Origin of the sequence: Flavobacterium sp. (genome assembly GCF_043720215.1) — a bacterium.
Classification (GTDB): Bacteria; Bacteroidota; Bacteroidia; order Flavobacteriales; family Flavobacteriaceae; genus Flavobacterium.
The window spans coordinates 1-24,188 of the sequence record NZ_JAYSSZ010000153.1; the positions used below are offsets into that span (position 1 = coordinate 1).

A 24,188-nucleotide genomic window follows, 5' to 3' on the forward strand; every position below is an offset into this window, starting at 1 on the left:
CATTAATAAAATTGTTAATATTCTGAGAAGGAAAAACACTATCATTGTCACCATGAATATGAATTACATTTTCATCTGCAATTGTTCTTTCCCAACAAACAACTTGTTCTATCGCCCAGTCAAGATATACTTTGTCGCTCATAGTAAGGTATTTTTTATATAATCTTAGTCTTTCCTTGACCATAGTTCCAAAAGCATATTTTGTAAGTGTATCTACATTTGATAAAAAACTTGTTGGAATTAATTTATAAGCTTTTGTAGTTTTTGCAATCTTCATTCTATTAGGCAATTCCTGGTTAGATTTTACGCTCGATACAATGATTAATTTTCTAAGTTTAAGAAATTGAGCCATTTCCTGAACCAAAATACCTCCAAAAGAAACTCCAATTAAAACTGCATTATTGTGTGTGACTTTTTTTGCCATTCGTTCAGCATAACTCTTGAGAGATTCTAATTTTTCAGGTACTATCCAATCTAACAAATGGATTTCAAAAGTATCTTCTGGTAATTTTATTTTTTCAAAAATAGTAGAACTGGCTGCCAAACCTGGCATAAAATATACTTGAATCTTACTCATCTTAACATTATTTTAGAAAAAACGGTTTATTTTACCTATTTTTGTATAAAAATAATCCATTTGATTGACTTGTAAGTATAGTCGATATTATTTTTTAAAAAAATATGGAGATTAAAGACAATACATTTTCTCGTCAGTTTGAAACTTTAGTAAATGGAAATCTTGTTTCTATTGAATATTCTTTCCAAGAAAAGAAGATATTTTTAACTCGATTGAATGTTCCAGAAAATTTTACAGACGAAGAATTTATTTCCGATTTCTTAAAAAATATTATGGCAATTGCTATAGAACGAAAACTAAAAGTAGTTCCTATTTTGCCTAAAATTGTATTGTTTTTTAAGAAAAACCCCTATTTACAAAGAATTACTTCCTCCAGGAATTAGATTATAAATTATTACAGAAGCCGTTTCAAGTTTTGAAACGGCTTTTTTTTTGTAAAAAATTATATCTTTACGATATGACTTCAGAAGAAACAAATCAGAAAATAATTCAATTTTTCGAAAATATCGAAAAGTATTATGGTTGCAAAACCGAAATTACCGAAGGTTTGTATTCAAATTCAGAAATAGACAATCCCGATTTTATAACTTGGAATTTATCCGAATTTGTACTCATTCGTTCTGCTTACCGAAATAATGGCGAGCGATTTATGTTTGAAGGCGAAAAAATGTATTTTGAAATTTCTGCTAAAAATATTATTAGTTTACAAGAACCTGGAAGAAATAAGTTTGAGTTTTTAGAACAATACAGCGAGACCGTTTTTAGAATTACTAAAATTAGGTTTCACTATAAGTATTGAGTTTTTTAGCCACCAATTTTATTATCTTTGAAAGATAGATAAATGTGTTTTGAATATTACATATGACACTATCTGTTTGCGCTATAAGATTTTGCTTATTTATGAGTTATGGGCCAATTTTTCCAACTTACCTAAAAAAGAAGAATGTAAGAATTATTCAATAATAAATATTAAATTCGCGTCATCAAATTAAACCCAAAAAATGAGCAAACTACATTATTTCATCGTTACCCTAATCTTTTCAATTTTATTTAACAATTCAACATTAGCACAAGAAAAAAAATCTGAATTTATAAACGCATCTTTGGGATTTGGCATGTGTGCTCCATACGATGAAACAGATTTAACTGGAACAGGTTTTTATGCACAAGGAGAATATGTTTGCAATTTAGCCAGTTGGTTCGCCTTTAGACCATATGCTGGAGTAGTTATAGCTTCAGGAGATACTAACGAACTAGGCATGCAGGAATACAAAATTAAATCCAATGCCTTTTTACTTGGAACAAAATTTCGTCTTAGTGCCCCTATTCCTTATATTGCCCCTTTTCTTGAATCAGGTGTTGGTTTGTCAACAGGTTCATTTCAAACTTATACGCCATATACAAACTTAAAAAAAGACGGAGTGCTATTACACATCCCTTTTTCACTAGGTTTGGCGTTAGGCCGTAGACACAATTTCGAAGTTAAGTTTTCGTACTATTATCACCCATCTATCAAACAATTTTCGGGAGCAACAGCAGTAGGGTTTTCTTTTCCACTAAATAAAAAATAAAAGATTTAAACCGACCCTTAAGAGAGGTTTTATGAAATTAATTGGGGTTTTAGGTAAAATTTAAAGTTCGTCTTGTATTTGGAAATTTTGTGCTTAACCGAAATATTAATCTTAATTTAGTTCGCAACCTCGCCAAGCGCCGGAACGTTAGCAGTAAGACACTTGCCTCACAATATCCGGATGGCTTTTACAAACCTTCTGGTGTATCCTTCTTTAGCTAAATTGGTTATTGTTACTTTCATCTCTCGGCCTGAGGTTGCATGAATGAAATCGCTCTGTTTGCCATTTGGTCTTGAAACAATTCCAATGTGTCCAATTACATCTCTTGTTGGACTTAAAAAAAGTAACAGATCACCTTTCTGAACACTTTCAATTGAAATTTCCTTTCCGAAATTGCCGAATTCTACAGAACTTCTTGGTACCTTTATATTAAAGTGATGAAATACGAAATAAACAAATCCAGAGCAATCAAATCCTTCTTTTGAACAACCGCCAGTAACGTAAGGTGTTCCTAGAAATTTCATTCCAAAATTCACAATGCTATCCTTCAAAGGAATATTAGGATCTGAAGCTAAATTTTCTTTGGCAACCAGTTTATTTTTTGAATTTGAAATCTCAACTCTTGGAAATATCTTAAAAATTACTATTGACCCGATTAATGCGGCTATAACAAAACTTGTTACTTGTTTAGTATTATTCATTGCTTATCATTTCTATAAATTTACGCACTTTATTTTAATTTCCAACTGCTAACAACCGTTTTAAGCAAGTGGACGTTAAATCGCCTAAACGGCAACATTCAAAAATTCCATTCTTACGCTTCCGTCTTCATCAATTTTTGTTAGATTTATTTCGTGTAATGTATTTACTAATTCTGGATTCCAAGGTGTTTTTACTTTGACAAAATTCTCTGTAAATCCGTGAATCTAGTCTTCTTTGTTTTCACTTTCAAAAAGAACTGTTCTGTTTGTACCTAAATTGGTTTTCATAAAAAGCACGAGTTCTATCGCAAATGGAATAACTTCCTACATAGAAATCGGCTTCTTCGATCTCGCAAGAATGCACTTCGCTCAAGTCATTTTTGGACAAATCATTAATATAATCCCTATTTTGGTTTTTTGGTGGCTTCTGGTTGGCAATTCCTTTAGATAATAAAACATTTAAAGTATCAGAAATACACAATCCCGATTTCATCATCTTGAACTTATCTGAATTTGTGCTTATTCGCACTGCTTACCTGAATAATGGAGAGCGGTTTATGTTTGAAGGCAAAAATATATACTTCTAAAATTCGACGAAGAGTATTATTAGTTTAGAAGAATCTGAAAGAAATAAATTCGAGTTTATTGAGCAATACAACAAAACCTTTTTTAGAGTTACTAAAATTAGATTTTATCATAAGTATTAACCATTTTTTAACATAAGAAAACACTTGCTTCAGATTTAGAAGAACTAATTTTGCACCCAATTTAAAAAAAAAAAAAAAATCAAAATGAAAAAAAATTATTCTTTTATTATTCTTTCTTTTATCTTTTCAATTAGCACAAATGCACAAACAGTTTGTGGTATTGTAAATGAAGGCCAGAGTTTAACTCTAACTGCACCTGTAGGACAAGTATTCACTTCGGTAGATTTCGCAAGTTATGGTACACCAACTGGATCTTGTGCTACAAATAATTTAGCTATTTCGGCATGTCATTCTAGCACAAGTCGATCTAATGTTGAAGCAAGAGCATTGGGAAATAACTCTTTCACTATTGCTGCTACAAATACTGTTTTTGGAGATCCGTGCAATGGTACCGTAAAAAGATTAGCTGTTATAGCTGGTTACGGTTTCTTAGCAAATACTTCTTTTTCAATTAATTCAAAAATAAGCGTGTATCCGAATCCAACACAAAATATTGTTACAATTAGCTACAAATCATTAAGTTCTACTAATTTAGAAATAATTGATCCTGTTGGAAGATTGGTTCGTACTATTAAGCTAAATGAAAATACTACTAAAATTGACATTAGCAATTTTAGTAATGGCACATATATATTTAAAATTATTTCTGAAGAAGGAATAGGAATAAATAGAATTATTAAAAACTAGACCTAAATAATTCTTTAATAAAAAAGGTAGGATAAATTAAATTTATCCTACCTTTTTTATTAAAGAATTGCACTAAAACCTAAATAAAAACAATACGTACGCTTCCGTCTTCATCAATTTTTGTCAGATTTATTTCGTGTAATGTATTTATTAATTCCGGATTCCAAGGTGTTTTTACTTTGACATAATTCTCTGTAAATCCGTGAATGTAACCTTCTTTATTTTCAGATTCAAAAAGAACCGTTCTGTTACTTCCCAATTGGTTTTCATAAAAAGCACGGCGTTTTTTCACAGAAAGTCCGCGCAACATTTTACTTCTTTTATTTCTTACATTCATTGGTACAACACCTTCCATAGTTGCAGCTTCGGTATTATCTCTTTCAGAGTATGTAAAAACGTGCAAGTAAGAAATTTCCATTTCGTTCAAGAAATTATAGGATTCTAGGAAATTTTCGTCGGTTTCGCCTGGAAAACCAACAATCACATCGACACCAATACAAGCGTGCGGCATGACTTGTCGAATGTTGGCAACTCTATCTGTATACACTTCGCGTTGGTAACGACGTTTCATTTTTCCTAAAATTTCGTTGCTCCCTGATTGCAACGGAATATGAAAATGTGGTACAAATGTTCTACTTTTTGAAACAAAATCGATCGTTTCATTTTTTAGAAGATTCGGTTCGATAGACGAAATTCGCAATCTTTCGATTCCTTCTACTTCATCTAATGCTTTTACTAAATCAAGAAAAGTATGTTCGTGTTTTTTGTTTCCGAATTCGCCTTTTCCGTAATCACCAATATTTACACCCGTTAACACAATTTCTTTGATCCCTTGTTTAGAAATATCGGAAGCATTTTTCAGTACATTTTCTAAAGCATCACTTCGTGAAATTCCGCGTGCCAATGGGATTGTGCAATAGGTACATTTGTAATCGCAACCGTCTTGTACTTTTAAAAAAGCACGAGTTCTGTCGCCAATGGAGTAACTTCCTACGTAGAAATCGGCTTCTTCGATTTCGCAAGAATGCACTTCGCTCCTATCATTTTTGGACAAATCGTTTATATAATCGGTAATTTTGAATTTTTCGGTAGCACCAAGAACTAAATCTACACCATCAACAGCGGCAAGTTCTTCTGGTTTTAATTGAGCGTAACAACCAACAGCAGCAACAAAGGCTTTGTCGTTGAGTTTCATTGCTTTTTTTACTATTTGCTTGAATTGTTTGTCGGCATTTTCGGTTACCGAACAAGTATTGATAACATACATATCGGCAACTTCTTCAAAGTCGACACGATCGAAGCCTTCGTCTTGAAAATTTCTTGCAATGGTTGAAGTTTCGGAGAAATTTAATTTACAACCTAAAGTGTAGAATGCTACTTTTTTTCTGTTTTCCATAAGATAGCTCAATTAATGAAATCGTTGTCAAAAAATTGAGAGTGCAAAATTACATACAAATTTTGATTTTAAGAAATTCTTAAAAAATTAAAAATCAGTAATTTGATTATTCCGAAATTGGTTTACCAATATCTTCAATAGAGTCTACAATAACTATTTCTTTTTCCCATTTTCTTTTCAAAAAAGAGTAAACTAAATAACATGTTAGAACACCGAAAGGTAAACCTATTAATGACATTAAAAGAGTATTGTCAAAATCAATGTTAAAATCAAAAAATAGAATTAGAAGACCTAAAGTTAATCCAGCAATAAGGGTGCCCAAATAATAAGAAGCTACACCTAATAAGCCAAAAACCCATTTTTTATGTTTATATTCAAATGCTAAGTCAGCAAATCTTTTCCAAATAAAATAAATTAATAGAAATCCTAACATAATTATTCTTTCCTCCATTTTTTAGTTTCCTCAAAAACATGCTCTAAAATATTAGCATCTTCCTCAGAAAATTCTACTTGACGACGCGCCATTACAATTTTAGCGGTTTGAAAAGCTTTACTAGTCAAATAAGTGGTAAATCCTGAAGCGCCTCCCCATGAGAAACTTGGAACAAAATTGCGAGGAAATCCTGAACCAAAAATATTAGTACTCACACCAACCACTGTTCCTGTGTTAAACATCGTATTGATGCCACATTTGCTATGATCGCCCATCATGAGTCCGCAAAACTGTAGTCCAGTTTTAGCGAAATTTTCGGTTTCGTAACTCCATAATTTCACTTCCTCGTAATTGTTTTTTAGGTTTGAATTGTTGCTGTCGGCACCAATATTACACCATTCTCCCAGTACCGAATTTCCTAAAAATCCGTCATGTCCTTTATTAGAATAACCAAACAAAACAGAATTATTTACTTCGCCACCAATTACAGAATGTGGACCAACGGTTGTTGCTCCATACACTTTTGAAGCTAATTTTACACGGCCACTTTCGCACAAAGCAAACGGCCCACGGATAACAGAACCTTCCATTATTTCAGCATTTTTTCCAATATATATTGGCCCTGTTGATGCATTTAAGGTTACAAATTCTAATTTTGCTCCTTCTTCGATAAATACATTTTCGGGTGCAATTACGTTTACTGATTTCGGAATTGATTGTGATTTTCTATCTTCAGTCAAAAGTTCAAAATCTTCTCGAATAGCAGCATCATTTTTGGCAAAAATATCCCAAGTATTTTCTATTCTAAGACAATCATCGTTATATTCTATAATTTCATAAGTATCAAAATCTACTTCTTCTTGATTTTCTTCTGTAAAAAAAGCGATGACTTCTTCTCCTCTAAAAATCGCTTGATTGACCTCTAAATTACTTACCATTTCGACCAAAATTGCATTTGGCAAAAAAGAAGCATTTATCATTACGTTTTCTTCCAACTCGACCATTGGAAATTTTTCAGAAAGATATTCCTCAGTCAAAGTTGTGGTGGTTGAGCCTAAATATTTTTCCCATTTTTCACGAATGGTTAGTATTCCGACAAGAATATCGGCAACTGGACGTGTAAATGTAAACGGCAAAAGGGAATTGCGAACGGTTCCGTCAAAAAGTATATAGTTCATTTTGTTGTTTATTCGGTTATTTGTTTATTCGGTTATTTGGTAAAAAGCAACAGATAAACTTAAATTCAAAGTTACAAAGTTTTTTGAGAGATAAAAATAAAAAAACCTTCCGAATTGGAAGGTTTTCTTTGTATAATGACAAACAAGTTATTATTTAACGTGTTTAGCGTATTTAGTTTTAAATTTATCGATACGTCCTGCAGTATCAATAAGTTTAGATTTACCTGTGTAAAAAGGGTGAGAAGTTCTAGAAATCTCCATTTTAAATACTGGATATTCAACACCTTCGTGTGTGATTGTTTCTTTAGTTTCTACTGTAGATTTTGAGATAAAAACGTCTTCGTTAGACATGTCTTTAAATGCAACTAATCTGTAATTTTCTGGGTGAACTCCTTTTTTCATGGTACTCTTTTTATTGATGGCTGTGCTTTATTTTGCTGCTTTTTTTGAAAAGGTATAAATGCAACACAACTTTTTGTTGATAATTTTTATTTATTTCAGAGTGCAAATGTACAACTAATTTTTAAAAATCAAATAATTGTGTAACTTTTTTTCGTTTAAAGTAACTAATTAAAGATGTTGGATAATTCTTATATTTGCAAATTAATTTAAACTAGAAAACAATCATGAACGAAATAATTAGAAAAAACGGAATCACATACGGAATTATAACTGGTGCAATTTCTATATTAATAACAACTCTAATATATGTTATTAATATAAAATTATTTATCTCCCCTTGGATTGGCTTTTCAAGTATTGCCATATATATTATAATTGGCGTAGTACTTCTTTCAAAAACCAGAAAAGAATTGAAAGGTTTTTTTAGTTTTAAAGACGCTTTTACGACTTATTTTATTTCAGCCGTAATAGGAATTTTAATATCCGTTGCATTCAATATTATTTTATTTAATTTTATTGATCCAGGCATGAAGGATACTATCAAAGAGTTGACTATAAAATATACTGCTGAGATGTTACAAAAATTTGGGACCCCAACTTCTGCAATAAATGATGCAATAAAGGAATTAGACGCTAACGATCAGTTTTCTGTATTCAAACTATTACAAGGTTCCATTTTTAGTATTTTATTCAGTGCATTATTTGGACTAATACTTGCAGCAATTTTCAGAACTAAACCATCATACCAAGAATAGTGAATATATCTATCGTAATTCCTTTACTTAACGAACAAGAATCCCTGCCAGAATTAACTTTATGGATTGAGAAAGTCATGCTTGAAAATAATTTCTCTTACGAAGTTATTTTTATAGATGATGGTAGTACTGATAGTTCTTGGGAAACAATAAACCAATTATCTAGCAAAAATTCTAATGTAAAAGGCATTCGTTTTTTAAGAAACTATGGAAAATCTCAAGCTTTGCATGCTGGTTTCGCAAAAGCGCAAGGAGATGTTATTATTACTATGGATGCCGATTTGCAAGACAGTCCTGACGAAATTCCAGGATTGTACAACATGATTGTAAATGACAATTATGATTTAGTTTCAGGTTGGAAAAAGAAGCGTTACGACAATACAGTTACTAAAAATTTACCTTCCAAATTATTTAATGCCGCAGCTAGAAAAACTTCAGGTGTAAAACTAAATGATTTTAATTGCGGATTGAAAGCTTACAAGAATATCGTTATAAAAAACATAGAAGTTTCGGGCGAAATGCACCGATATATACCAGTTTTAGCAAAAAATGCAGGTTTTGGAAACATTGGTGAAAAAGTAGTGATCCACCAAGCAAGAAAATACGGCGAATCTAAATTTGGAATGAGTCGTTTTGTAAACGGTTTTCTAGACTTGATAACCATTTGGTTTTTGTCAAAATTTGGCAAAAGACCGATGCATCTTTTTGGTGCTTTAGGAACGATTATGTTTCTAATTGGTTTTTTATCAGCCGGTTATATTGGAATTTCTAAATTGATAAAACTATTTTATTTAGAACAAGAAACTATATTGGTAACTGACAATCCTTGGTTTTATATAGCATTAACAACAATGGTTATTGGCACTCAGTTATTTCTTGCAGGTTTTCTTGGAGAAATAATTTTGAGAACCAAAAATAATGAGGAGAGATATAAGATTTCGAGTGAGATAAATTTATAAAAATCAGGTTTCAATTGTAGGGCTACTAGCCCCGATTGCAGTGAAAATCCTTTTCTTTTTTTCTTTAAAAAATAAAAGATTGAAACGAAAAGCGGGATTAGCTCCTAAAAAAATAAAAAAATGCACATACCACAAAATATATTAGACGCAGTAAATATATGGCTTACGCCAACATTTGACAGCAAAACACAAGACGCGATTAAAGAAATGATGACTTCTTCGCCTAAAGAATTAGAAGATAGTTTTTATAAAAATCTCGAATTTGGTACTGGCGGAATGCGTGGCATTATGGGAGTTGGAACCAATAGAATCAACCAATATACATTAGGTAAAAACACACAAGGTTTGTCGGATTATTTGCATAAATCGTTTCCAAATCAAGAAATAAAAGTAGCCATTGCTTACGATTGTCGTCATAATAGTGATACACTGGCAAAGGTTGTAGCCAATGTGTTTTCGGCAAATGGAATTAAAGTTTTCTTGTTTTCGGATATGAGACCTACTCCTGAATTATCTTTTGCTGTAAAACATTTGGGTTGCAAAGCCGGAATTGTGCTCACAGCTTCTCATAATCCGCCAGAATACAACGGTTACAAAGTGTATTGGGAAGACGGAGGACAACTTGTTCCGCCACAGGATAACGAAATTATTCAGGTAATTGATGCGTTGAATTATGACCAAATAAAATTTGAAGCCAACGAAAACCTGATTGAATATATTGATGTGAAAGTAGACGAAGCTTTTATTACTTCGACTATAGAAAATGCTAGTTTTAATACTTCAGCTACAGCTAAAGAAAATCTAAAAATTGTATTTACTTCGTTACACGGAACTTCAATAAAATTGATTCCAGACGTTTTAGAAAAAGCAGAATACAAAAATGTACAAATTGTTCCCGAACAAGCTATTCCTGATGGGAATTTCCCAACTGTAAAATCGCCAAATCCTGAAGAACCTGAAGCCTTGACAATGGCAATGGCCTTAGCAGAAAAAACAAATGCTGATATTGTTGTAGGAACCGATCCTGATTCGGACAGATTAGGTGTTGCTGTGAGAAATACCGAAGGTAAAATGGTTTTGCTAAACGGAAACCAAAGTATGGTCGTGATGACAAACTTCCTTTTAGAACAATGGAAAAAACAAGGTAAAATTACTGGAACAGAATTTATAGGTTCAACCATAGTTTCTACACCAATGATGCTTGAATTAGCTTCTGCCTATGGTGTTGAATGTAAAGTGGGATTAACAGGTTTTAAATGGATTGCTAAGTTTATTAAAGATTTCCCTAACCAAAAATTTATTGGTGGTGGTGAGGAAAGTTTCGGATTTATGGTGGGTGATGCTGTTCGTGATAAAGATGCCGTTGCTGCCACACTTTTAGTTTGCGAAATTGCAGCTCAAGCCAAAGAGAAAGGAAGTTCGTTATACCAAGAATTGCTTCAAATGTATGTCGATTTTGGTTTTTACAAAGAACATTTAATTTCTATTACCAAAAAAGGAATTGAAGGTTCTAACGAAATTAAACAAATGATGGTTGATTTACGTGAGAATCCTTTGAAGGAAATAAACGGCGAACGTGTAGTATTTATTGAAGATTATCAAAATTCTACAGCAAAAAATTTATTTACTGATGAAATAGAAACATTAAACATCCCGAAATCGAATGTATTAATTTACTATCTTGAAGACGGAAGCAAAATTTGTGCTCGTCCAAGCGGAACAGAACCTAAAATTAAATTTTATTTTAGTGTAAATTGCGCCATACAAAACGTTTCGGAAGTTGCCGAAGCCGAAATTCAATTAGACAACAAAATCAAAAATATTATTGCTGAAATGCAACTCAACTAATGGAAAACATAAAAAAAATAATACCTTTTGTAAAACCATACAAACATCATGTTGTTTGGAATATTATTCACAATATATTCTATGCCCTATTTAGTACTTTGTCTTTTTTAGTATTAATCCCTATGATGGACGTTCTTTTTCAAAAATCTAAGAAAATAGACACTGAACCTATATTGAAAAGTATATTTGACATTGGCTCATTTGCAAAAGACTATTTATATTATAAAATTAGTATTCTAAACGAAGCAAACGGACCACAATATGCTTTATTATTAGCAGTAGTTGTCATAATCATAACATTTTTATTAAAAAATGCATTTGGTTACTTTGCTTCATATCATTTGATGCATTTGCGTAATGGCGTACTTAAAGATATGCGCATGCAATTATTTGACAAAATCGTTTCGTTACCAATAGGTTTTTATTCCGAAAAAAGAAAAGGTGATGTCATGGCAAGAATGCTTGGTGATGTAAGCGAATTTCAAAATTCGTTTTTTGTAGTTTTAGAACTAATAGTTCGTGAGCCGTTAACTATTATATTTACTATAGTTTCAATGTTTATTATTAGTACAAAATTAACCATTTTTGTATTTATATTTATTCCAATTTCTGGATTTATAATCTCAAGATTAGGTAAAAATCTTAAATCGAAGGCAGTTGAAGCTCAAGCTGAATCTGGCTATTTTATTTCAATACTTGAAGAAACTCTCGGCGGAATGAAAGTAGTAAAAAGCTATAATGCTGAAAAAATATTTGGTAAGAAATTTACCGATTCTATCAATCGATTAGTTAAATTATCTAACAGTATTGGTAAGAAAAATAACTTAGCCTCACCATTAAGTGAAGTCATGGGAATTATTGTTATAGCTATTTTGCTTTGGTATGGAGGAAATATGGTTTTAGTTGAAAAATTAGCTAATGGTAGAGCAGTTCTAGAAGGAACACAGTTTATAGCATATATGGGATTGGCTTACAACATTCTTACGCCTGCAAAAGCAATTTCTAGAGCTTCCTATAATGTAAAAAGTGGTATGGCTGCGGCAGAGCGTGTCTTAGTAATTTTAGAACACGAAAATCCAATTACCTCTAAAGAAAATGCAATAGAAAAAAATACTTTTGAAGATAAAGTTGAGATAAAAAACATCAACTTCCGCTACGAAGAGGAGAATGTTTTGAAGAATTTTACAATCACAGTTCCAAAAGGAAAAACCATCGCTTTGGTTGGGCAATCCGGTTCTGGAAAAAGTACAATCGCTAATTTACTGACTCGTTTTTACGATGTAAATGAAGGAAATATAACTATTGATGGTATTGACATAAAAGACATGAAACTCGAATCACTTCGTGGTTTGATGGGATTGGTTACACAGGATTCTATCCTTTTTAATGATACAATAAAAAAGAATATTCTTTTAGGTAAAGAAAATGCTACCGATGAAGAAGTTATTGAAGCACTTAAAATTGCCAATGCTTATGAATTTGTGATGAATTTACCAAAAGGGATTGAAACTAATATTGGAGATGCTGGAAACAAGCTATCTGGTGGACAAAAACAACGCTTGTCAATTGCAAGAGCAGTGCTCAAAAATCCTCCAATTATGATTCTCGATGAAGCAACTTCAGCGTTAGATACCGAAAGCGAAAAATTTGTTCAAATTGCATTAGAAAACATGATGCAAAACAGAACCTCAATCGTTATTGCACACAGATTATCTACTATTCAAAAAGCAGATAATATTATTGTTATGAAAAAAGGAGAAATTGTAGAACAAGGTACGCATACAGAGCTTTTAGCACTAAACGGAACTTATTCCAACTTAGTAACCATGCAAAGTTTCGAGTAGATATTTAGATTATTAGATTCAAAAGAGTGATTAAACCATGTATTATTTGCGGTAAAATATTTTTATAACAAAATGTATATAAACCACAACAATATTAGTCTTCCAGAAAATCCAGATACTATTGTTTGGAAATACTTAGACTTGTCTAAATTCTTGGATTTACTATTGTCGCAAAAAATGTTTATGTCCCGTTCCGATAAATTTGAAGATCAGTACGAAGGCACATTTAGCGAACCTACTTTTGAAGAAATTAAGAAAATTGCAGCCAATAATCCTGAGTTTTTAGATTATTACAAATCACATCGTGAAAAAGTCGCCATAAGCAGTTGGCATACTAACGAATATGAGAGTTTTGCGATGTGGCAAATTTTTACCAAAAACCAAGAGGGTTTAGCCATCCAATCGACAATTGGGAGATTAAAAGAAGCTTTGCAACCCGAAAAACATACAAAACAATATATTGGAGAAGTAAATTATATCGATTACAAAAAAGAATATATTCCGTTTGATGATAATTTTTTTCCTTTTTTGTTTAAACGAAAAAGTTTTCAGTACGAACGTGAAGTTAGAATTATTACAGATGTTACGGAACAAAATATCTCGATAAACGACGGACTTAAAATTAATGTTGATATTAATGCATTAATCGAAAAAATATACATTCACCCGAAATCTGAAAACTGGTACAAAAAATTAGTTATTGAATTAGTAACTCAATTAGGTTTCGATTTCGAAATTGAAAAATCAGATTTAGAAAGTGATATTTTGATTTAATTTATCGGAGAATATTCTTCTACTTTCCAATCCTTATTTTGCAAGTTTACAAAATGATAATGCACTTTGTCAGTCTTATCGAAAGCACCATTTTTGTTTATATCTTCAATGGTTCTAAAATACAAACGATTAGTAGATTCAATCAAATTCCAATCTATAAGTTCTTGAAAATCAGCAGAGATTTTAGTAAATTTATCTCCACTAATGTCACTTAAATACAAGGTTTTTATATCGTTAGAATTTATTTTTCCGTCCTTATTGGTATCCATATCCGAAAGTGTGTAAACCAATACTTGTTGTTTTGTTTTGTCAGAAACGGTTTTTAGATACGTTGCTGTTTGTATTAAAATTGGTTTATCCGTTAGTAGTTGCAATGAATCTGAACCTATTTTTTGAAATTTAAAATTACTTATATAACCGGTTATTTCATAATCGTTATAATTTGAAACCTTAAAACTTTCGTCTTTGTCATAAGATGAACTAGAACTAACTTTAGAGCTTCCATCAGTAAGACTATATTCTCCCATAGGATGAATTAGAAAAGAAGTCCCTTCTATTTGAATGGGCAAATCGGTGATTTTTATTTGTGCCGAATCCTTTTTTAAAGGCGCAACAACCGCTTTTACATCTTCATAAATTACTTTTGGTTTTTTTGCTTCCTCTTTGCAACTTACTAATAGAATTAGTATTGGAAAAACATATATTGAGAGCTTTTTCATATCATAACTATTTAATACCAAATATAAGATTTTTTAAATTACAACTTCACATTCAGTTTCAAACTAAATACGCGAGTTGTCAAATAATTAGGAACACCATATTGTACTTTCGAATACACATCGCGAACCCAAGTATTTGTAATGGTATTTTGATTGTTGAATAAATTGAAAATTTCTAATCCAACTGATAAATCTTTAAATTTCTTTAACCAATGTCCTTCTTCTTTGGCTCTAGCTCTGTCTGTAAAAACATACGAAAAACCCAAATCAGCACGACGATAATCTCGCAAACGCAACTGGTAATCGTAAGGATCTGCATACGATGGTGATCCACCTGGCAAACCAGTATTATAGACTAAATTCAAATACATTTTAAACGTAGGAATATTAGGGACGTAATCCTGAAAAAGGATTCCAAACTTCAATCGCTGGTCTGTTGGTCTTGATATAAATCCTTTGTTATCTATATTCTCTTCCGTTTTTAGATACCCGAAACTCAACCAAGATTCTGTACCAGGAACAAATTCTCCGTTCAGTCGCAAATCTAGTCCTTGTGCATATGCTGTGGCATTGTTATCGGCTTCGTATCTAATTCGAACATTTTCTAATGTGTACGGATTTACATTGGTCAACGATTTGTAATATGCTTCTGTGACCAGTTTAAACGGTCGATTCCAGAGTTTAAAACTATAATCATTCCCTAACACAATATGAATTGATTGTTGCGCTTTTACATTTGGTCGAACCAAACCTAAAGAATCTCGCAACTCTCTATAAAATGGTGGTTGATGATACAATCCGCCCGAAATTCTAAACAACATATCTTTATCCCAATCGGGTTTTATAGCAAATTGAGCTCTTGGGCTAAACGTTATTTGGCTTTTGCCAGAAATGTTAACGCCACTTACTTGCCACTCATGTGCTCTAACTCCAATATTTGTATAAACATCGTGAGTTTTCCATTTAGAACGACGGTTCCATTGGGCATAGCCTGAAAATCGATTAATATTTGCATAATTAGTAGCTCTCGCATTCTGAAATGGCACTAATGGACCTACATAAGGATTATAAGGCTGCTCATTTACAGGCAAATCTAATCTTGGGTCATTTAGTGAGAAACCCGCAGAATCTATTACTTCCCATTCTATTAAACGGTCACGAATACTTTCTCGCGTATATTTAATTCCCCATTCTATTTGGTCTTCATTTTTTTTATGAAAACCTTTTACTTCAGCATTTACAATTACAGCATCTAAATCGTTACGAGCATGTGTTAGTTGCGAACCAATAGCTTGCGAAAAGCTAACATCTCCAAAAGTATCAGATCCTAAATTAGAATCAACCTCTCCCAAACGGTATTGAGCTAAAATGTCAAAATATTCTTGTTCCGTAGTATGATAGGCTGATGTTATAAATTTTAAATTGAAATTTTCATTTACAGTGTAAGTCGTTTTAAAAGCACCAAAAAGCGTATTGTATTTGTCTTTTTCCTGACCTTCATATTCGACCAATAAAGCAATAGGCTCGCTAATTGTCCCAAAATTTGTTTGACGTGTTAGCGGGATATAATCGTATTTATTTTGAGAAATATTGCCTAAAAAACTATACTGCCATTTCGTATTAGGTGTAAATGTGATGTAAGATTGAATATCTAAAAAACGTGGTTTAAAATTAGTCTCCGTTTCTTGACTCTTAACCAAAAGCGCATTATCACGATATCTAAAACCTGTAATTGATGTCCATTTTTGATTTTTGGAAGCCGTTTCTACAGCTAAACTTGCGCCTAGAAAACTTGCTTCTAATGAAGCACCAAATTTTGTAGGGCGACGATACGTAATATCTAAAACCGAAGACAATTTATCTCCATATTTTGCCTGAAAACCCCCAGCAGAAAAATCGATATTCTGAACTAAATCCGTATTAGTAAAACTTAATCCTTCTTGTTGTCCTGAACGAACTAAGAACGGACGGTACACTTCAATTTCATTAACATAGACTAGATTTTCGTCATAATTTCCGCCACGAACCGCATATTGTGTACTCAACTCGTTGTTAGAATAAACACCAGGCAGCGTTTTTAGAATGTTTTCGACTCCGGCATTTGCTCCAGGAATTAATCGAACTGCTCTGGGAGAAATTGTGGTAATACCTTCTACCCTTTTGCGACTATTATTTGTTATGATTACTTCGCCTATTTGCTCAACATTATTTTTTAGAATAATATTAAATTCGTAGTCTTCATTTGGTTTTAATTCTAATGAAACTACAGCTGCTTTCAATGAAACATGTGAAAATTTTAAATTCGATTTCACATTAGATGGAATTGTTAGAATATAAAAACCACTAGTGTTTGTTGTAGCTTTATTTTCTTGAAAAGTGACATTTACACCATCTACAGGTTGATTATTTTCGTCTAGAACAATACCTTTTATTCTCGCTGTTTGTGCAAATGATGATACTGTAAAAAAGAACAGCAATACTATATATTTAGCTTTCAAAATTATTTTTTTATTTTATTAAAATTGGACTCAAAAGTAGTAGAATTTCCTAAATTATCATTTACAATAATTTTAAATTCATTTTTCCCATCTACAAACAAATTATCAGAAAAATTATGTGTTAATCTATTCAGTTTACTTTCGTATTCCATCAAAATCCATTTTCCGTTTAAGTATCCATTATAAGATGCAATTCCAGATAAATCGTCAGAAATGGAGACTTTTAACGTTTGCAGATTATCTAAATTATCTCCTTCGGTAAAGTTTGGTTTGTAAATCTTAGGAGCAATTGTATCTTTCGACAAAAAGAATTTTTCAAGCTTTTTAGTTTTTATTGAAAATAAGTTATCTTTTTTTAATGTCAAGTTGTATTCTGTTCTTCCATCATTTAAATTCGCAATAAACATTTTTTCTCTATCTGAAACTGGAATTTTTGTAACATCGAAAGTAATTGTAATATAATCATTTACCGCAACTGAATCATCGTGAAAAAAAAGCTCATTATTTTTTACATCAAAATTTAAATAGAAATCTTCATAAAAACTATTTGCTGGAATAAATACAGAAATATCATCTTTAGCATAACTATTATCGTTAAGAGACTTTAACAAATAGGGCGTTTTTTTTATTGTTTTAGGCTGAGTTACTGGTAAAATTCCGTACGAAATAGGAATGTTTACAATACTTTTATTTCCATGAAAATCTTGTAAAACAATTTTATAATTCATCGTAAAATTTGAAGAAACATTAACCAATCCTTCATTTTTCATCATTTTTACAATACTTTTTGGATACAAATAACCTACGAATAGTTTCTGAAAACGCTGTTTTTGACTTTTATATCTTGGGAAATCTATAAATGTATTAATGTATTTCGTTTCATCAAACGAAAATGAGTCGAACTCATAGCCATAATAAGGCATTCCATTTAAGTAAGCGTCCAATTTGTAAACTCCATTTTTTCCGTAATTGTTATCTGAAATATCATACGAATTGATGCCAAAACCAATTTTACCACTTGCTACAATTTTACTTGCTAAATATGTTCCATCATTTTGCAAAGAAAGACTAATAAAAACTGGATTTAAAGATCCATTTACATTTGACAAATCTCCAATAGGATAAGCTAGAAGCCCTATGATTTGAGGTGATTTTGTATCAATAAAACTTGAATCATAGCCAAAAAGTAATGGATTTATAATATTTTCAGTTTTTGTATCTCTAACTTCAAAATGCAAATGTGGTCCTCCAGAACTCCCGGTGTTACCTGAATAAGCAATTATATCTCCTTTTTTGACAGGAATTTCATTTGGCTTAGGGAAGATTTCGATTTCGTATGCTTTTTTAGAATAATGCTCCGAATTTAATATCTGCTGAATTGGAGTTACACATCTTTGCAAATGCCCATAAACAGTAGTATATCCATTAGGATGATCTATATAAATTGATTTTCCGTAACCACCGGTAGAAATTTTAATACGAGAAATAAAACCTTCTGCCGTGGCATAAACAGGAAAACCTTCTTTTTTTTGAGTTCGAAAATCAACGCCAGAATGGAAGTGATTGGGTCTTAATTCACCAAAAGAACCCGCTAAAGCGATTGGAATATCTAACGGAGATCTAAAATAATCTTTAGGATAATTATTTTGAGCAAAAACGACATTAAAAACAAATAAAAAAATAAGTAAAATTCTCATAAAAAACTTTTGTGCTAATATAACGAAATAGTTTCAGAAAAATTACATTCGAAAGACATTGCTAACAGTAAGGTTTTTAGATATTTGCATCTATTAATTAATAAAAATATTATTTTTTTATTAAAGTTATTGCAATAATTCAATAGGAATATTAACTTTGTAGAGTTATGTAATGAATTTTTATTGCAATGAGTGAGATTGGAGAGATTGTTGATTCGCTTGAGATTAGATTTCAAAAGCTTTTCAAAAAAATGGAAAGTATACAACAATCAAATCAAGATTTGATGAAGAAACTAGAAGAATCAGAGAAGATTATTCTAAACCAAAATCAGGAAATTAAAGAAATAAAATCTAATTTCGACTCGATAAAAATTACAAATTCATTACTTGGTAGTGACGAATATAAACGAGATACAAAGCTTAAAATAAATTCATTAATTAGAGAAATAGATTATTGTATAACCCAACTTTCTGATTAAGAAATATAATGAGTGAAAAACTAAAAATTAAAATATCAATTGCAGATAGGGTATATCCGTTAACGGTAGATCCAAGTCAAGAAGAGGGACTTCGTAGTGCTTCTAAAAAGATTGATGCAATGATTAAACAGTTTGAGCAAAATTATGCTGTTCGAGACAAACAAGATGTATTAGCCATGTGCGCTTTGCAATTTGCATCTCAAGTAGAACAAAAACAAATTGACAAGTCTACAATTGAGGAAACAACTCATATAAGACTTGAAAAATTAAATGAATTATTAGGCGAATATCTAGATAAATAATACGTTCTTTACATACACTAAAATACTACCTACATTAGTACTTATTTGATAAACTCAACACTAACAAATTAAAATGAGCAAATCATCGTTACTATAGCAAGCCAATTTAGTTTGGAAGCTTGAACAACGAGTTAGCTCAAAACTTGTCAATCCGAGTTTATACAATTCTCCTAATGTAGGTTTTTTTTATATATAAACTTAAAACAAATATGGACATTTTAACAATAATAATATCAGCAATTGCTGGAATAGGCGGTGGATTCGGAATTTCAAAATTTTTAGAAAAAAGTAATGTTTCTAATTTAGTGAAAAATGCTAAAAAAGAAGCTTCTTCTATCTTAAAAGACGCAAATCTTGAAGGAGAAAACATAAAGAAAGATAAAATTCTTCAAGCAAAAGAAAAATTTATCGAACTAAAATCTGAACACGAACAAGTAATTTTAACTCGTGATCGTAAGGTTGCCGAAGTAGAAAAAAGAGTTCGTGATAAAGAATCTCAAATTTCTGGAGAATTATCGAAAGCAAAGAAAATAAATGACGATTTTGAAGCAAAAACTAATGAGTATTCTGCTAAACTTGAAACCTTAGAAAAAAAGCAAGTTGAAGTAGAAAAAATGCACAAAAGCCAGTTGCAACAACTAGAAGTTATTTCTGGCTTATCTACTGAAGACGCAAAAAATCAATTAATTGAAGGATTGAAAGGCGAAGCTAAAACGCAAGCCATGGCTCATATTCAAGAAACAATTGAAGAAGCTAAACTTACCGCACAACAAGAAGCGAAAAAAATAATCATCAGCACTATACAACGTGTAGGAACTGAAGAAGCCGTAGAAAACTGTGTGTCTGTTTTCAACATTGAATCTGACGATGTAAAAGGTAGAATTATTGGTCGTGAAGGTCGTAACATTCGTGCTATTGAAGCAGCAACTGGTGTCGAAATTATTGTAGATGATACACCAGAAGCAATTATTCTTTCTTGTTTTGACCCTGTTCGTAGAGAAATTGCCCGTTTAGCATTACACAAATTAGTAACTGACGGCCGTATTCACCCAGCTCGTATTGAAGAAGTTGTGGCAAAAACTACAAAACAAATAGACGACGAAATCATCGAAGTTGGAAAACGTACTGTAATCGATTTAGGAATTCACGGTTTGCACCCAGAACTAATAAAAGTAGTAGGACGTATGAAATATCGTTCTTCATACGGACAAAACTTATTGCAACACTCACGCGAAGTTTCGAAACTTTGTGGTATCATGGCAGCAGAACTAGGATTGAATGTAAAGCTAGCTAAAAGAGCAGGTTTATTACATGATATTGGGAAAGTTCCGGATGCAGAAAGTGATTTGCCTCACGCACTTTTAGGAATGCAATGGGCTGAGAAATATGGAGAGAAAGAAGAAGTTTGCAACGCCATTGGTGCTCACCACGATGAGATAGAAATGAAATCATTACTATCGCCTATTGTTCAGGTTTGTGATGCAATATCTGGCGCAAGACCAGGCGCTCGTCGTCAGGTTTTAGATTCGTATATACAACGTCTAAAAGACTTAGAAGAAGTTGCTTATGGTTTTACTGGTGTAAAAAGTGCTTATGCTATACAAGCTGGTAGAGAACTTCGTGTTATTGTAGAAAGTGAAAAAGTAAGTGACGATAATGCTGCTAACTTATCATTTGAAATATCACAAAAAATTCAAACAGAAATGACCTATCCTGGTCAAGTAAAAGTTACAGTTATTAGAGAAACTAGAGCCGTAAATATTGCTAAATAAAGAATAATAAAATTTTATAAAGCTGAAATTGAAAAATGGGATTTCCTCTATTTTTCGATTTCAGCTTTTTAATAAAATTCAATTGGTGATTTTATTAGATTGAAAATATAATAATTAAGTTTGTACCTAACTCATTATTTCATTTTAAATTTTATATATATAAAATATTTTTCTTGGATAAAACTAAAGAGACTTAGACAAAAAAAAAGATATTTTTGACGTAAATAGTAATTTAAAACACGAAAGATGCCTACAATTTCATATTAGCTTAGCCCTAGATTTAACAAAATTTAACATAAAATTACATTTTTTGAAAACAATTTCCTTACAACAAAAATTCCCGTACCAAGTGTAGAATTAGCATCTAACGAAGTTGTTAACTTTGATTGTTCATATTTTTAGAAAAAATTAACATATTGCATTTCAGTAAGTTATATATCGGTCGTAAATTTGTCGTGTAGAAATTTTCTAATAATAATGGCTTTTGCCTAGTTAGAAAGAAAAACAAATTATGACAAAAAAACAGATATTTTACATCGGAATATTTGCCTCAATTACAATTTTAAGTTCTGGTTTTAAACCATTTCATTCTGAATTATTTCCTTGGTTTCATGTATTTGAAAAAGAAGAAATGTTTTATAACGTACCTACCGAAACAGAACTTGACCAAACTTTTTTTGACATCCCTTTTACCGGAAAAACTTTCATAGGATTTAGACAGTCACTAGCTGTTCGCGAATCGCAAGGAAAGTATTCAAAAGTAAATACGTTAGGATATTTAGGAAAATACCAGTTTGGTTCTGAAACTTTACGAATATTAGGAATTAGAGATACACTAACTTTCTTAAGAAGTCGAAAATTACAAGAAAAAGCTTTTTTAGCTAATTTATCTAGAAACAAATGGGAACTTCGTGATGAAATCATTAAGTATTCAGGCAAAATAGTTAATGGAATTGAAATAACTGAATCTGGAATTTTAGCAGCCGCTCATCTTGGTGGACCTGGATCTGTAAAAAGATTTTTGAAAACTAATGGTCGCAGAAAATGTAAAGATGGTTATGGCACATCTGTTAGAGATTATTTAGCAGATTTTGCAGGATACGACACGAGTGTTATTGAACCAAGCGAAAAGGCAAAAGCCAGACATTACTAATATGTTTTATGAATAACAAAAATACAAGGTCGGTTGTGTAAATCGACCTTTTGTTTTTTCCATAAATTTACCGTCATCGTTTTTATATATTCTGTAGGTAAAGTAATATCGCAAGCGATGCACAAAAGTGTATTGGGTTGTAACGTTTGCAAAATATCTTCTAAAAATTTGTTGTTTCGATATGGTGTCTCTATAAACAATTGCGACTGATTCTTATCGAAAGATAATTTCTCTAAACCTTTTATTGCTTGCTTTTTTTCGGATTTATCGATAGGTAAATAACCATTGAAAGTAAAACTCTGACCATTCATTCCAGATGCCATAAGAGCTAACAAAATAGAAGATGGACCAACTAACGGAACAACTTGTATGCCTTTTTCATGGGCGATTTTAACAATCACAGCACCAGGATCAGCAACACCAGGACAACCAGCTTCACTCATTAATCCTACATTATAACCTTCTAATAATGGTTTTATAAAATCTAGATGTTCTTTACTGTCCGTATGTTTATTTAATAAAAAAAGTTTTAGTTCCGATTGTTTTTTCTCGGCATGAACAATTTTTATAGATTTTCTAGCAGTTTTTTCGTTCTCAACTATATAATAATCTATAAAATCGATAGCTCTTCTAATTGTTTGAGGTAAAACATCGTCAGCATTCATCTCGCCAAGAGTGGTTGGAATTAGGTATAGTTTTCCTAGTGATGTCATTTTTCTTAATTTACTTTAATAAAAACATCATCAACAGCAATTTTCATTTCTGGAAATATTATACTTTTAATGATTTCTCCTTCTCCATAAGGTTTAGAGCCTATATATTCTTCGTTTTTCAGCGTATATACAAGGATAATGCGTTGTTCTATTTGTACAATCCAATACTCTTTTACACCACTTTCTTGGTATAAATTAAATTTTGTTTCCACATCATGTTTGCTGTTTTTTGGAGATAAAATTTCTACGATTAAATCTGGCGTGCCATTGCAACCTTTGTCATCAAGTTTGCTTTCATCACAAATAACACATAAATCTGGTTGTACAACTGTAGTATTTTTTTTTGCTGATTTTATAGGTAATCGAACATCAAAAGGAGCTACAAATACTCTACAAGATTGATTTGAGAAATGGCTATATATCTTAAAATTTAAGTTTTGTGATACTGTTTGATGATTAGAACTTGGAGCAGGACTCATTTTTAAGATATATCCTTTAATAATTTCCACACGTTCTTGAAACCTAAACATCAAATAATCTGAATAAGAATAGGTTTTGGTTAAATCTAAATCGGAAAAATTATCAACAAAGGTTTTCATAAAAAATTAATTTAAACAAAGTTATAAAAACTAACCCAACTTCTCGATTATTTTTTTTAACTCTACAATCATGTCGTTTTTGTCTTGTAACCTAGCTTCATATAATTGAGCAATTTTCTCTGTCTTTTCTTTGTTGTCTTGATATAGGTTTTCAACTTCTTGATGACCAATAAATGTTCCGTTATCATTATTGTTTTGATGATAAATAGTATTAGGATTTATATCTAAAAACCCTTCAATAGGCGTTTCTAGTATCTCGGAAATTTTAAATAACCTGTCTACGGATAGTTTTGTCTCACTATTTTCTATTTTAGAATATGCAGGCTGACTCATATTGAGCTGGTGTGCCATATATTCGTGAGAGTAGCCTTTCTTTTTGCGAATGTTTTTTATTTTCTCGATAACTATTTCCATAACTAAAAAT

General features: G+C 31.5%; 25 protein-coding genes, 1 other RNA gene and 1 pseudogene. 14 read left to right on the forward strand and 13 right to left on the reverse strand.

Going from position 1 to position 24,188, the window contains the following annotated elements; translation table 11 throughout:
- Positions 1–577 (reverse strand): alpha/beta hydrolase (locus tag ACHZC3_RS07170; RefSeq protein ID WP_394759183.1); only part of this gene is annotated, 577 nt, incomplete at its 3' end.
- A gap of 104 nt (positions 578–681) precedes the next feature.
- Between ACHZC3_RS07170 and ACHZC3_RS07175 the strand changes: the two genes are divergently transcribed.
- From ACHZC3_RS07175 to ACHZC3_RS07185, 3 genes are all read left to right on the forward strand, one after another.
- Complete coding sequence (locus ACHZC3_RS07175; protein ID WP_394759184.1) at positions 682–960, forward strand: GNAT family N-acetyltransferase; 279 nt, start codon at positions 682–684, stop codon at positions 958–960.
- 74 nt (positions 961–1,034) lie between these two features.
- A complete protein-coding gene (locus ACHZC3_RS07180) occupies positions 1,035–1,376 on the forward strand; it encodes a hypothetical protein (protein WP_394759185.1) in 342 nt (113 codons plus the stop codon).
- 202 nt (positions 1,377–1,578) lie between these two features.
- Positions 1,579–2,148: a hypothetical protein gene (locus ACHZC3_RS07185; protein ID WP_394759186.1), complete on the forward strand. Its 570-nt coding sequence runs from the start codon at positions 1,579–1,581 to the stop codon at positions 2,146–2,148.
- Between the two features lie 167 nt (positions 2,149–2,315).
- On the opposite strand, the gene ACHZC3_RS07190 is transcribed toward ACHZC3_RS07185, so the two are convergent.
- Complete coding sequence (locus ACHZC3_RS07190) at positions 2,316–2,849, reverse strand: C40 family peptidase (protein ID WP_394759187.1); 534 nt, start codon at positions 2,847–2,849, stop codon at positions 2,316–2,318.
- An 84-nt stretch (positions 2,850–2,933) separates the two neighbouring features.
- Positions 2,934–3,153, reverse strand: a pseudogene (locus tag ACHZC3_RS07195) (tRNA (N(6)-L-threonylcarbamoyladenosine(37)-C(2))-methylthiotransferase MtaB); the annotation flags it as partial.
- Between the two features lie 487 nt (positions 3,154–3,640).
- Between ACHZC3_RS07195 and ACHZC3_RS07200 the strand changes: the two are divergent.
- Positions 3,641–4,243, forward strand: a complete 603-nt coding sequence (locus ACHZC3_RS07200) for a T9SS type A sorting domain-containing protein (RefSeq protein ID WP_394759188.1) — start codon at positions 3,641–3,643, stop codon at positions 4,241–4,243.
- 79 nt (positions 4,244–4,322) lie between these two features.
- Here ACHZC3_RS07200 and mtaB read toward each other — a convergent pair whose 3' ends face one another.
- The 4 genes from mtaB to ACHZC3_RS07220 all read right to left on the reverse strand — a co-directional run bounded on the left by mtaB (position 4,323) and on the right by ACHZC3_RS07220 (position 7,652).
- Positions 4,323–5,639, reverse strand: coding sequence for a tRNA (N(6)-L-threonylcarbamoyladenosine(37)-C(2))-methylthiotransferase MtaB (gene mtaB / locus ACHZC3_RS07205; protein WP_394759189.1), 1,317 nt, complete (start codon positions 5,637–5,639; stop codon positions 4,323–4,325).
- A 106-nt stretch (positions 5,640–5,745) separates the two neighbouring features.
- The gene (locus ACHZC3_RS07210) at positions 5,746–6,090 is read right to left on the reverse strand and encodes a hypothetical protein (protein ID WP_394759190.1); all 345 of its coding nucleotides are present in this window, start codon (positions 6,088–6,090) and stop codon (positions 5,746–5,748) included.
- Positions 6,075–7,250: a GlmU family protein gene (locus ACHZC3_RS07215; protein WP_394759191.1), complete on the reverse strand. Its 1,176-nt coding sequence runs from the start codon at positions 7,248–7,250 to the stop codon at positions 6,075–6,077. Before ACHZC3_RS07215 ends, ACHZC3_RS07210 begins: the two co-directional genes overlap by 16 nt.
- A 150-nt stretch (positions 7,251–7,400) precedes the next feature.
- On the reverse strand, positions 7,401–7,652 hold the full coding sequence (locus ACHZC3_RS07220; protein ID WP_348075822.1) for a type B 50S ribosomal protein L31: 252 nt from the start codon (positions 7,650–7,652) through the stop codon (positions 7,401–7,403).
- Between the two features lie 224 nt (positions 7,653–7,876).
- Here ACHZC3_RS07220 and ACHZC3_RS07225 point away from each other — a divergent pair, with 224 nt between their 5' ends.
- The 5 genes from ACHZC3_RS07225 to ACHZC3_RS07245 all read left to right on the forward strand — a co-directional run bounded on the left by ACHZC3_RS07225 (position 7,877) and on the right by ACHZC3_RS07245 (position 13,832).
- On the forward strand, positions 7,877–8,407 hold the full coding sequence (locus tag ACHZC3_RS07225; RefSeq protein ID WP_394759192.1) for a DUF4199 domain-containing protein: 531 nt from the start codon (positions 7,877–7,879) through the stop codon (positions 8,405–8,407).
- Entirely contained in the window at positions 8,407–9,366 is a 960-nt protein-coding gene (locus ACHZC3_RS07230) for a glycosyltransferase family 2 protein (RefSeq protein WP_394759193.1), read from the forward strand. Before ACHZC3_RS07225 ends, ACHZC3_RS07230 begins: the two co-directional genes overlap by 1 nt.
- Before the next feature lie 120 nt (positions 9,367–9,486).
- Positions 9,487–11,214 carry a phospho-sugar mutase gene (locus ACHZC3_RS07235; RefSeq protein ID WP_394759194.1) on the forward strand — a complete coding sequence of 576 codons (1,728 nt, stop codon included), beginning with the start codon at positions 9,487–9,489 and terminating at the stop codon, positions 11,212–11,214.
- Positions 11,214–13,058 (forward strand): ABC transporter ATP-binding protein, encoded by a 1,845-nt coding sequence (locus ACHZC3_RS07240; RefSeq protein ID WP_394759195.1) that lies wholly within the window; start codon positions 11,214–11,216, stop codon positions 13,056–13,058. Before ACHZC3_RS07235 ends, ACHZC3_RS07240 begins: the two co-directional genes overlap by 1 nt.
- A gap of 72 nt (positions 13,059–13,130) precedes the next feature.
- On the forward strand, positions 13,131–13,832 hold the full coding sequence (locus ACHZC3_RS07245) for a hypothetical protein (protein WP_394759196.1): 702 nt from the start codon (positions 13,131–13,133) through the stop codon (positions 13,830–13,832).
- Here ACHZC3_RS07245 and ACHZC3_RS07250 read toward each other — a convergent pair.
- From ACHZC3_RS07250 to ACHZC3_RS07260, 3 genes are read right to left on the reverse strand one after another with little or no spacing between them, the layout of a single operon-like run.
- On the reverse strand, positions 13,829–14,551 hold the full coding sequence (locus ACHZC3_RS07250) for a hypothetical protein (protein ID WP_394759197.1): 723 nt from the start codon (positions 14,549–14,551) through the stop codon (positions 13,829–13,831). The genes ACHZC3_RS07245 and ACHZC3_RS07250 overlap by 4 nt on opposite strands.
- A 38-nt stretch (positions 14,552–14,589) precedes the next feature.
- On the reverse strand, positions 14,590–17,052 hold the full coding sequence (locus ACHZC3_RS07255) for a carboxypeptidase-like regulatory domain-containing protein (protein WP_394759213.1): 2,463 nt from the start codon (positions 17,050–17,052) through the stop codon (positions 14,590–14,592).
- Complete coding sequence (locus ACHZC3_RS07260) at positions 17,052–18,746, reverse strand: M23 family metallopeptidase (protein WP_394759198.1); 1,695 nt, start codon at positions 18,744–18,746, stop codon at positions 17,052–17,054. Before ACHZC3_RS07260 ends, ACHZC3_RS07255 begins: the two co-directional genes overlap by 1 nt.
- 251 nt (positions 18,747–18,997) lie before the next feature.
- Between ACHZC3_RS07260 and ACHZC3_RS07265 the strand changes: the two genes are divergently transcribed.
- The 5 genes from ACHZC3_RS07265 to ACHZC3_RS07285 all read left to right on the forward strand — a co-directional run bounded on the left by ACHZC3_RS07265 (position 18,998) and on the right by ACHZC3_RS07285 (position 22,452).
- A complete protein-coding gene (locus ACHZC3_RS07265) occupies positions 18,998–19,225 on the forward strand; it encodes a hypothetical protein (RefSeq protein WP_394759199.1) in 228 nt (75 codons plus the stop codon).
- A gap of 8 nt (positions 19,226–19,233) precedes the next feature.
- Positions 19,234–19,527, forward strand: a complete 294-nt coding sequence (locus ACHZC3_RS07270; RefSeq protein WP_394759200.1) for a cell division protein ZapA — start codon at positions 19,234–19,236, stop codon at positions 19,525–19,527.
- Between the two features lie 52 nt (positions 19,528–19,579).
- Positions 19,580–19,686, forward strand: a non-coding RNA gene (gene ssrS, locus ACHZC3_RS07275) — 6S RNA.
- A 50-nt stretch (positions 19,687–19,736) separates the two neighbouring features.
- Complete coding sequence (gene rny, locus ACHZC3_RS07280; RefSeq protein WP_394759201.1) at positions 19,737–21,299, forward strand: ribonuclease Y; 1,563 nt, start codon at positions 19,737–19,739, stop codon at positions 21,297–21,299.
- 511 nt (positions 21,300–21,810) lie between these two features.
- A complete protein-coding gene (locus tag ACHZC3_RS07285) occupies positions 21,811–22,452 on the forward strand; it encodes a peptidoglycan-binding protein LysM (RefSeq protein ID WP_394759202.1) in 642 nt (213 codons plus the stop codon).
- Here ACHZC3_RS07285 and ACHZC3_RS07290 read toward each other — a convergent pair.
- From ACHZC3_RS07290 to ACHZC3_RS07300, 3 genes are read right to left on the reverse strand one after another with little or no spacing between them, the layout of a single operon-like run.
- A complete protein-coding gene (locus ACHZC3_RS07290; RefSeq protein WP_394759203.1) occupies positions 22,449–23,165 on the reverse strand; it encodes an SAM-dependent methyltransferase in 717 nt (238 codons plus the stop codon). The two genes, ACHZC3_RS07285 and ACHZC3_RS07290, sit on opposite strands and share 4 nt — an antisense overlap.
- Before the next feature lie 5 nt (positions 23,166–23,170).
- Complete coding sequence (locus tag ACHZC3_RS07295; RefSeq protein WP_394759204.1) at positions 23,171–23,764, reverse strand: Uma2 family endonuclease; 594 nt, start codon at positions 23,762–23,764, stop codon at positions 23,171–23,173.
- 30 nt (positions 23,765–23,794) lie between these two features.
- Entirely contained in the window at positions 23,795–24,178 is a 384-nt protein-coding gene (locus ACHZC3_RS07300) for a helix-turn-helix domain-containing protein (RefSeq protein ID WP_394759205.1), read from the reverse strand.
- Between the last annotated feature and the right edge of the window lie 10 nt (positions 24,179–24,188).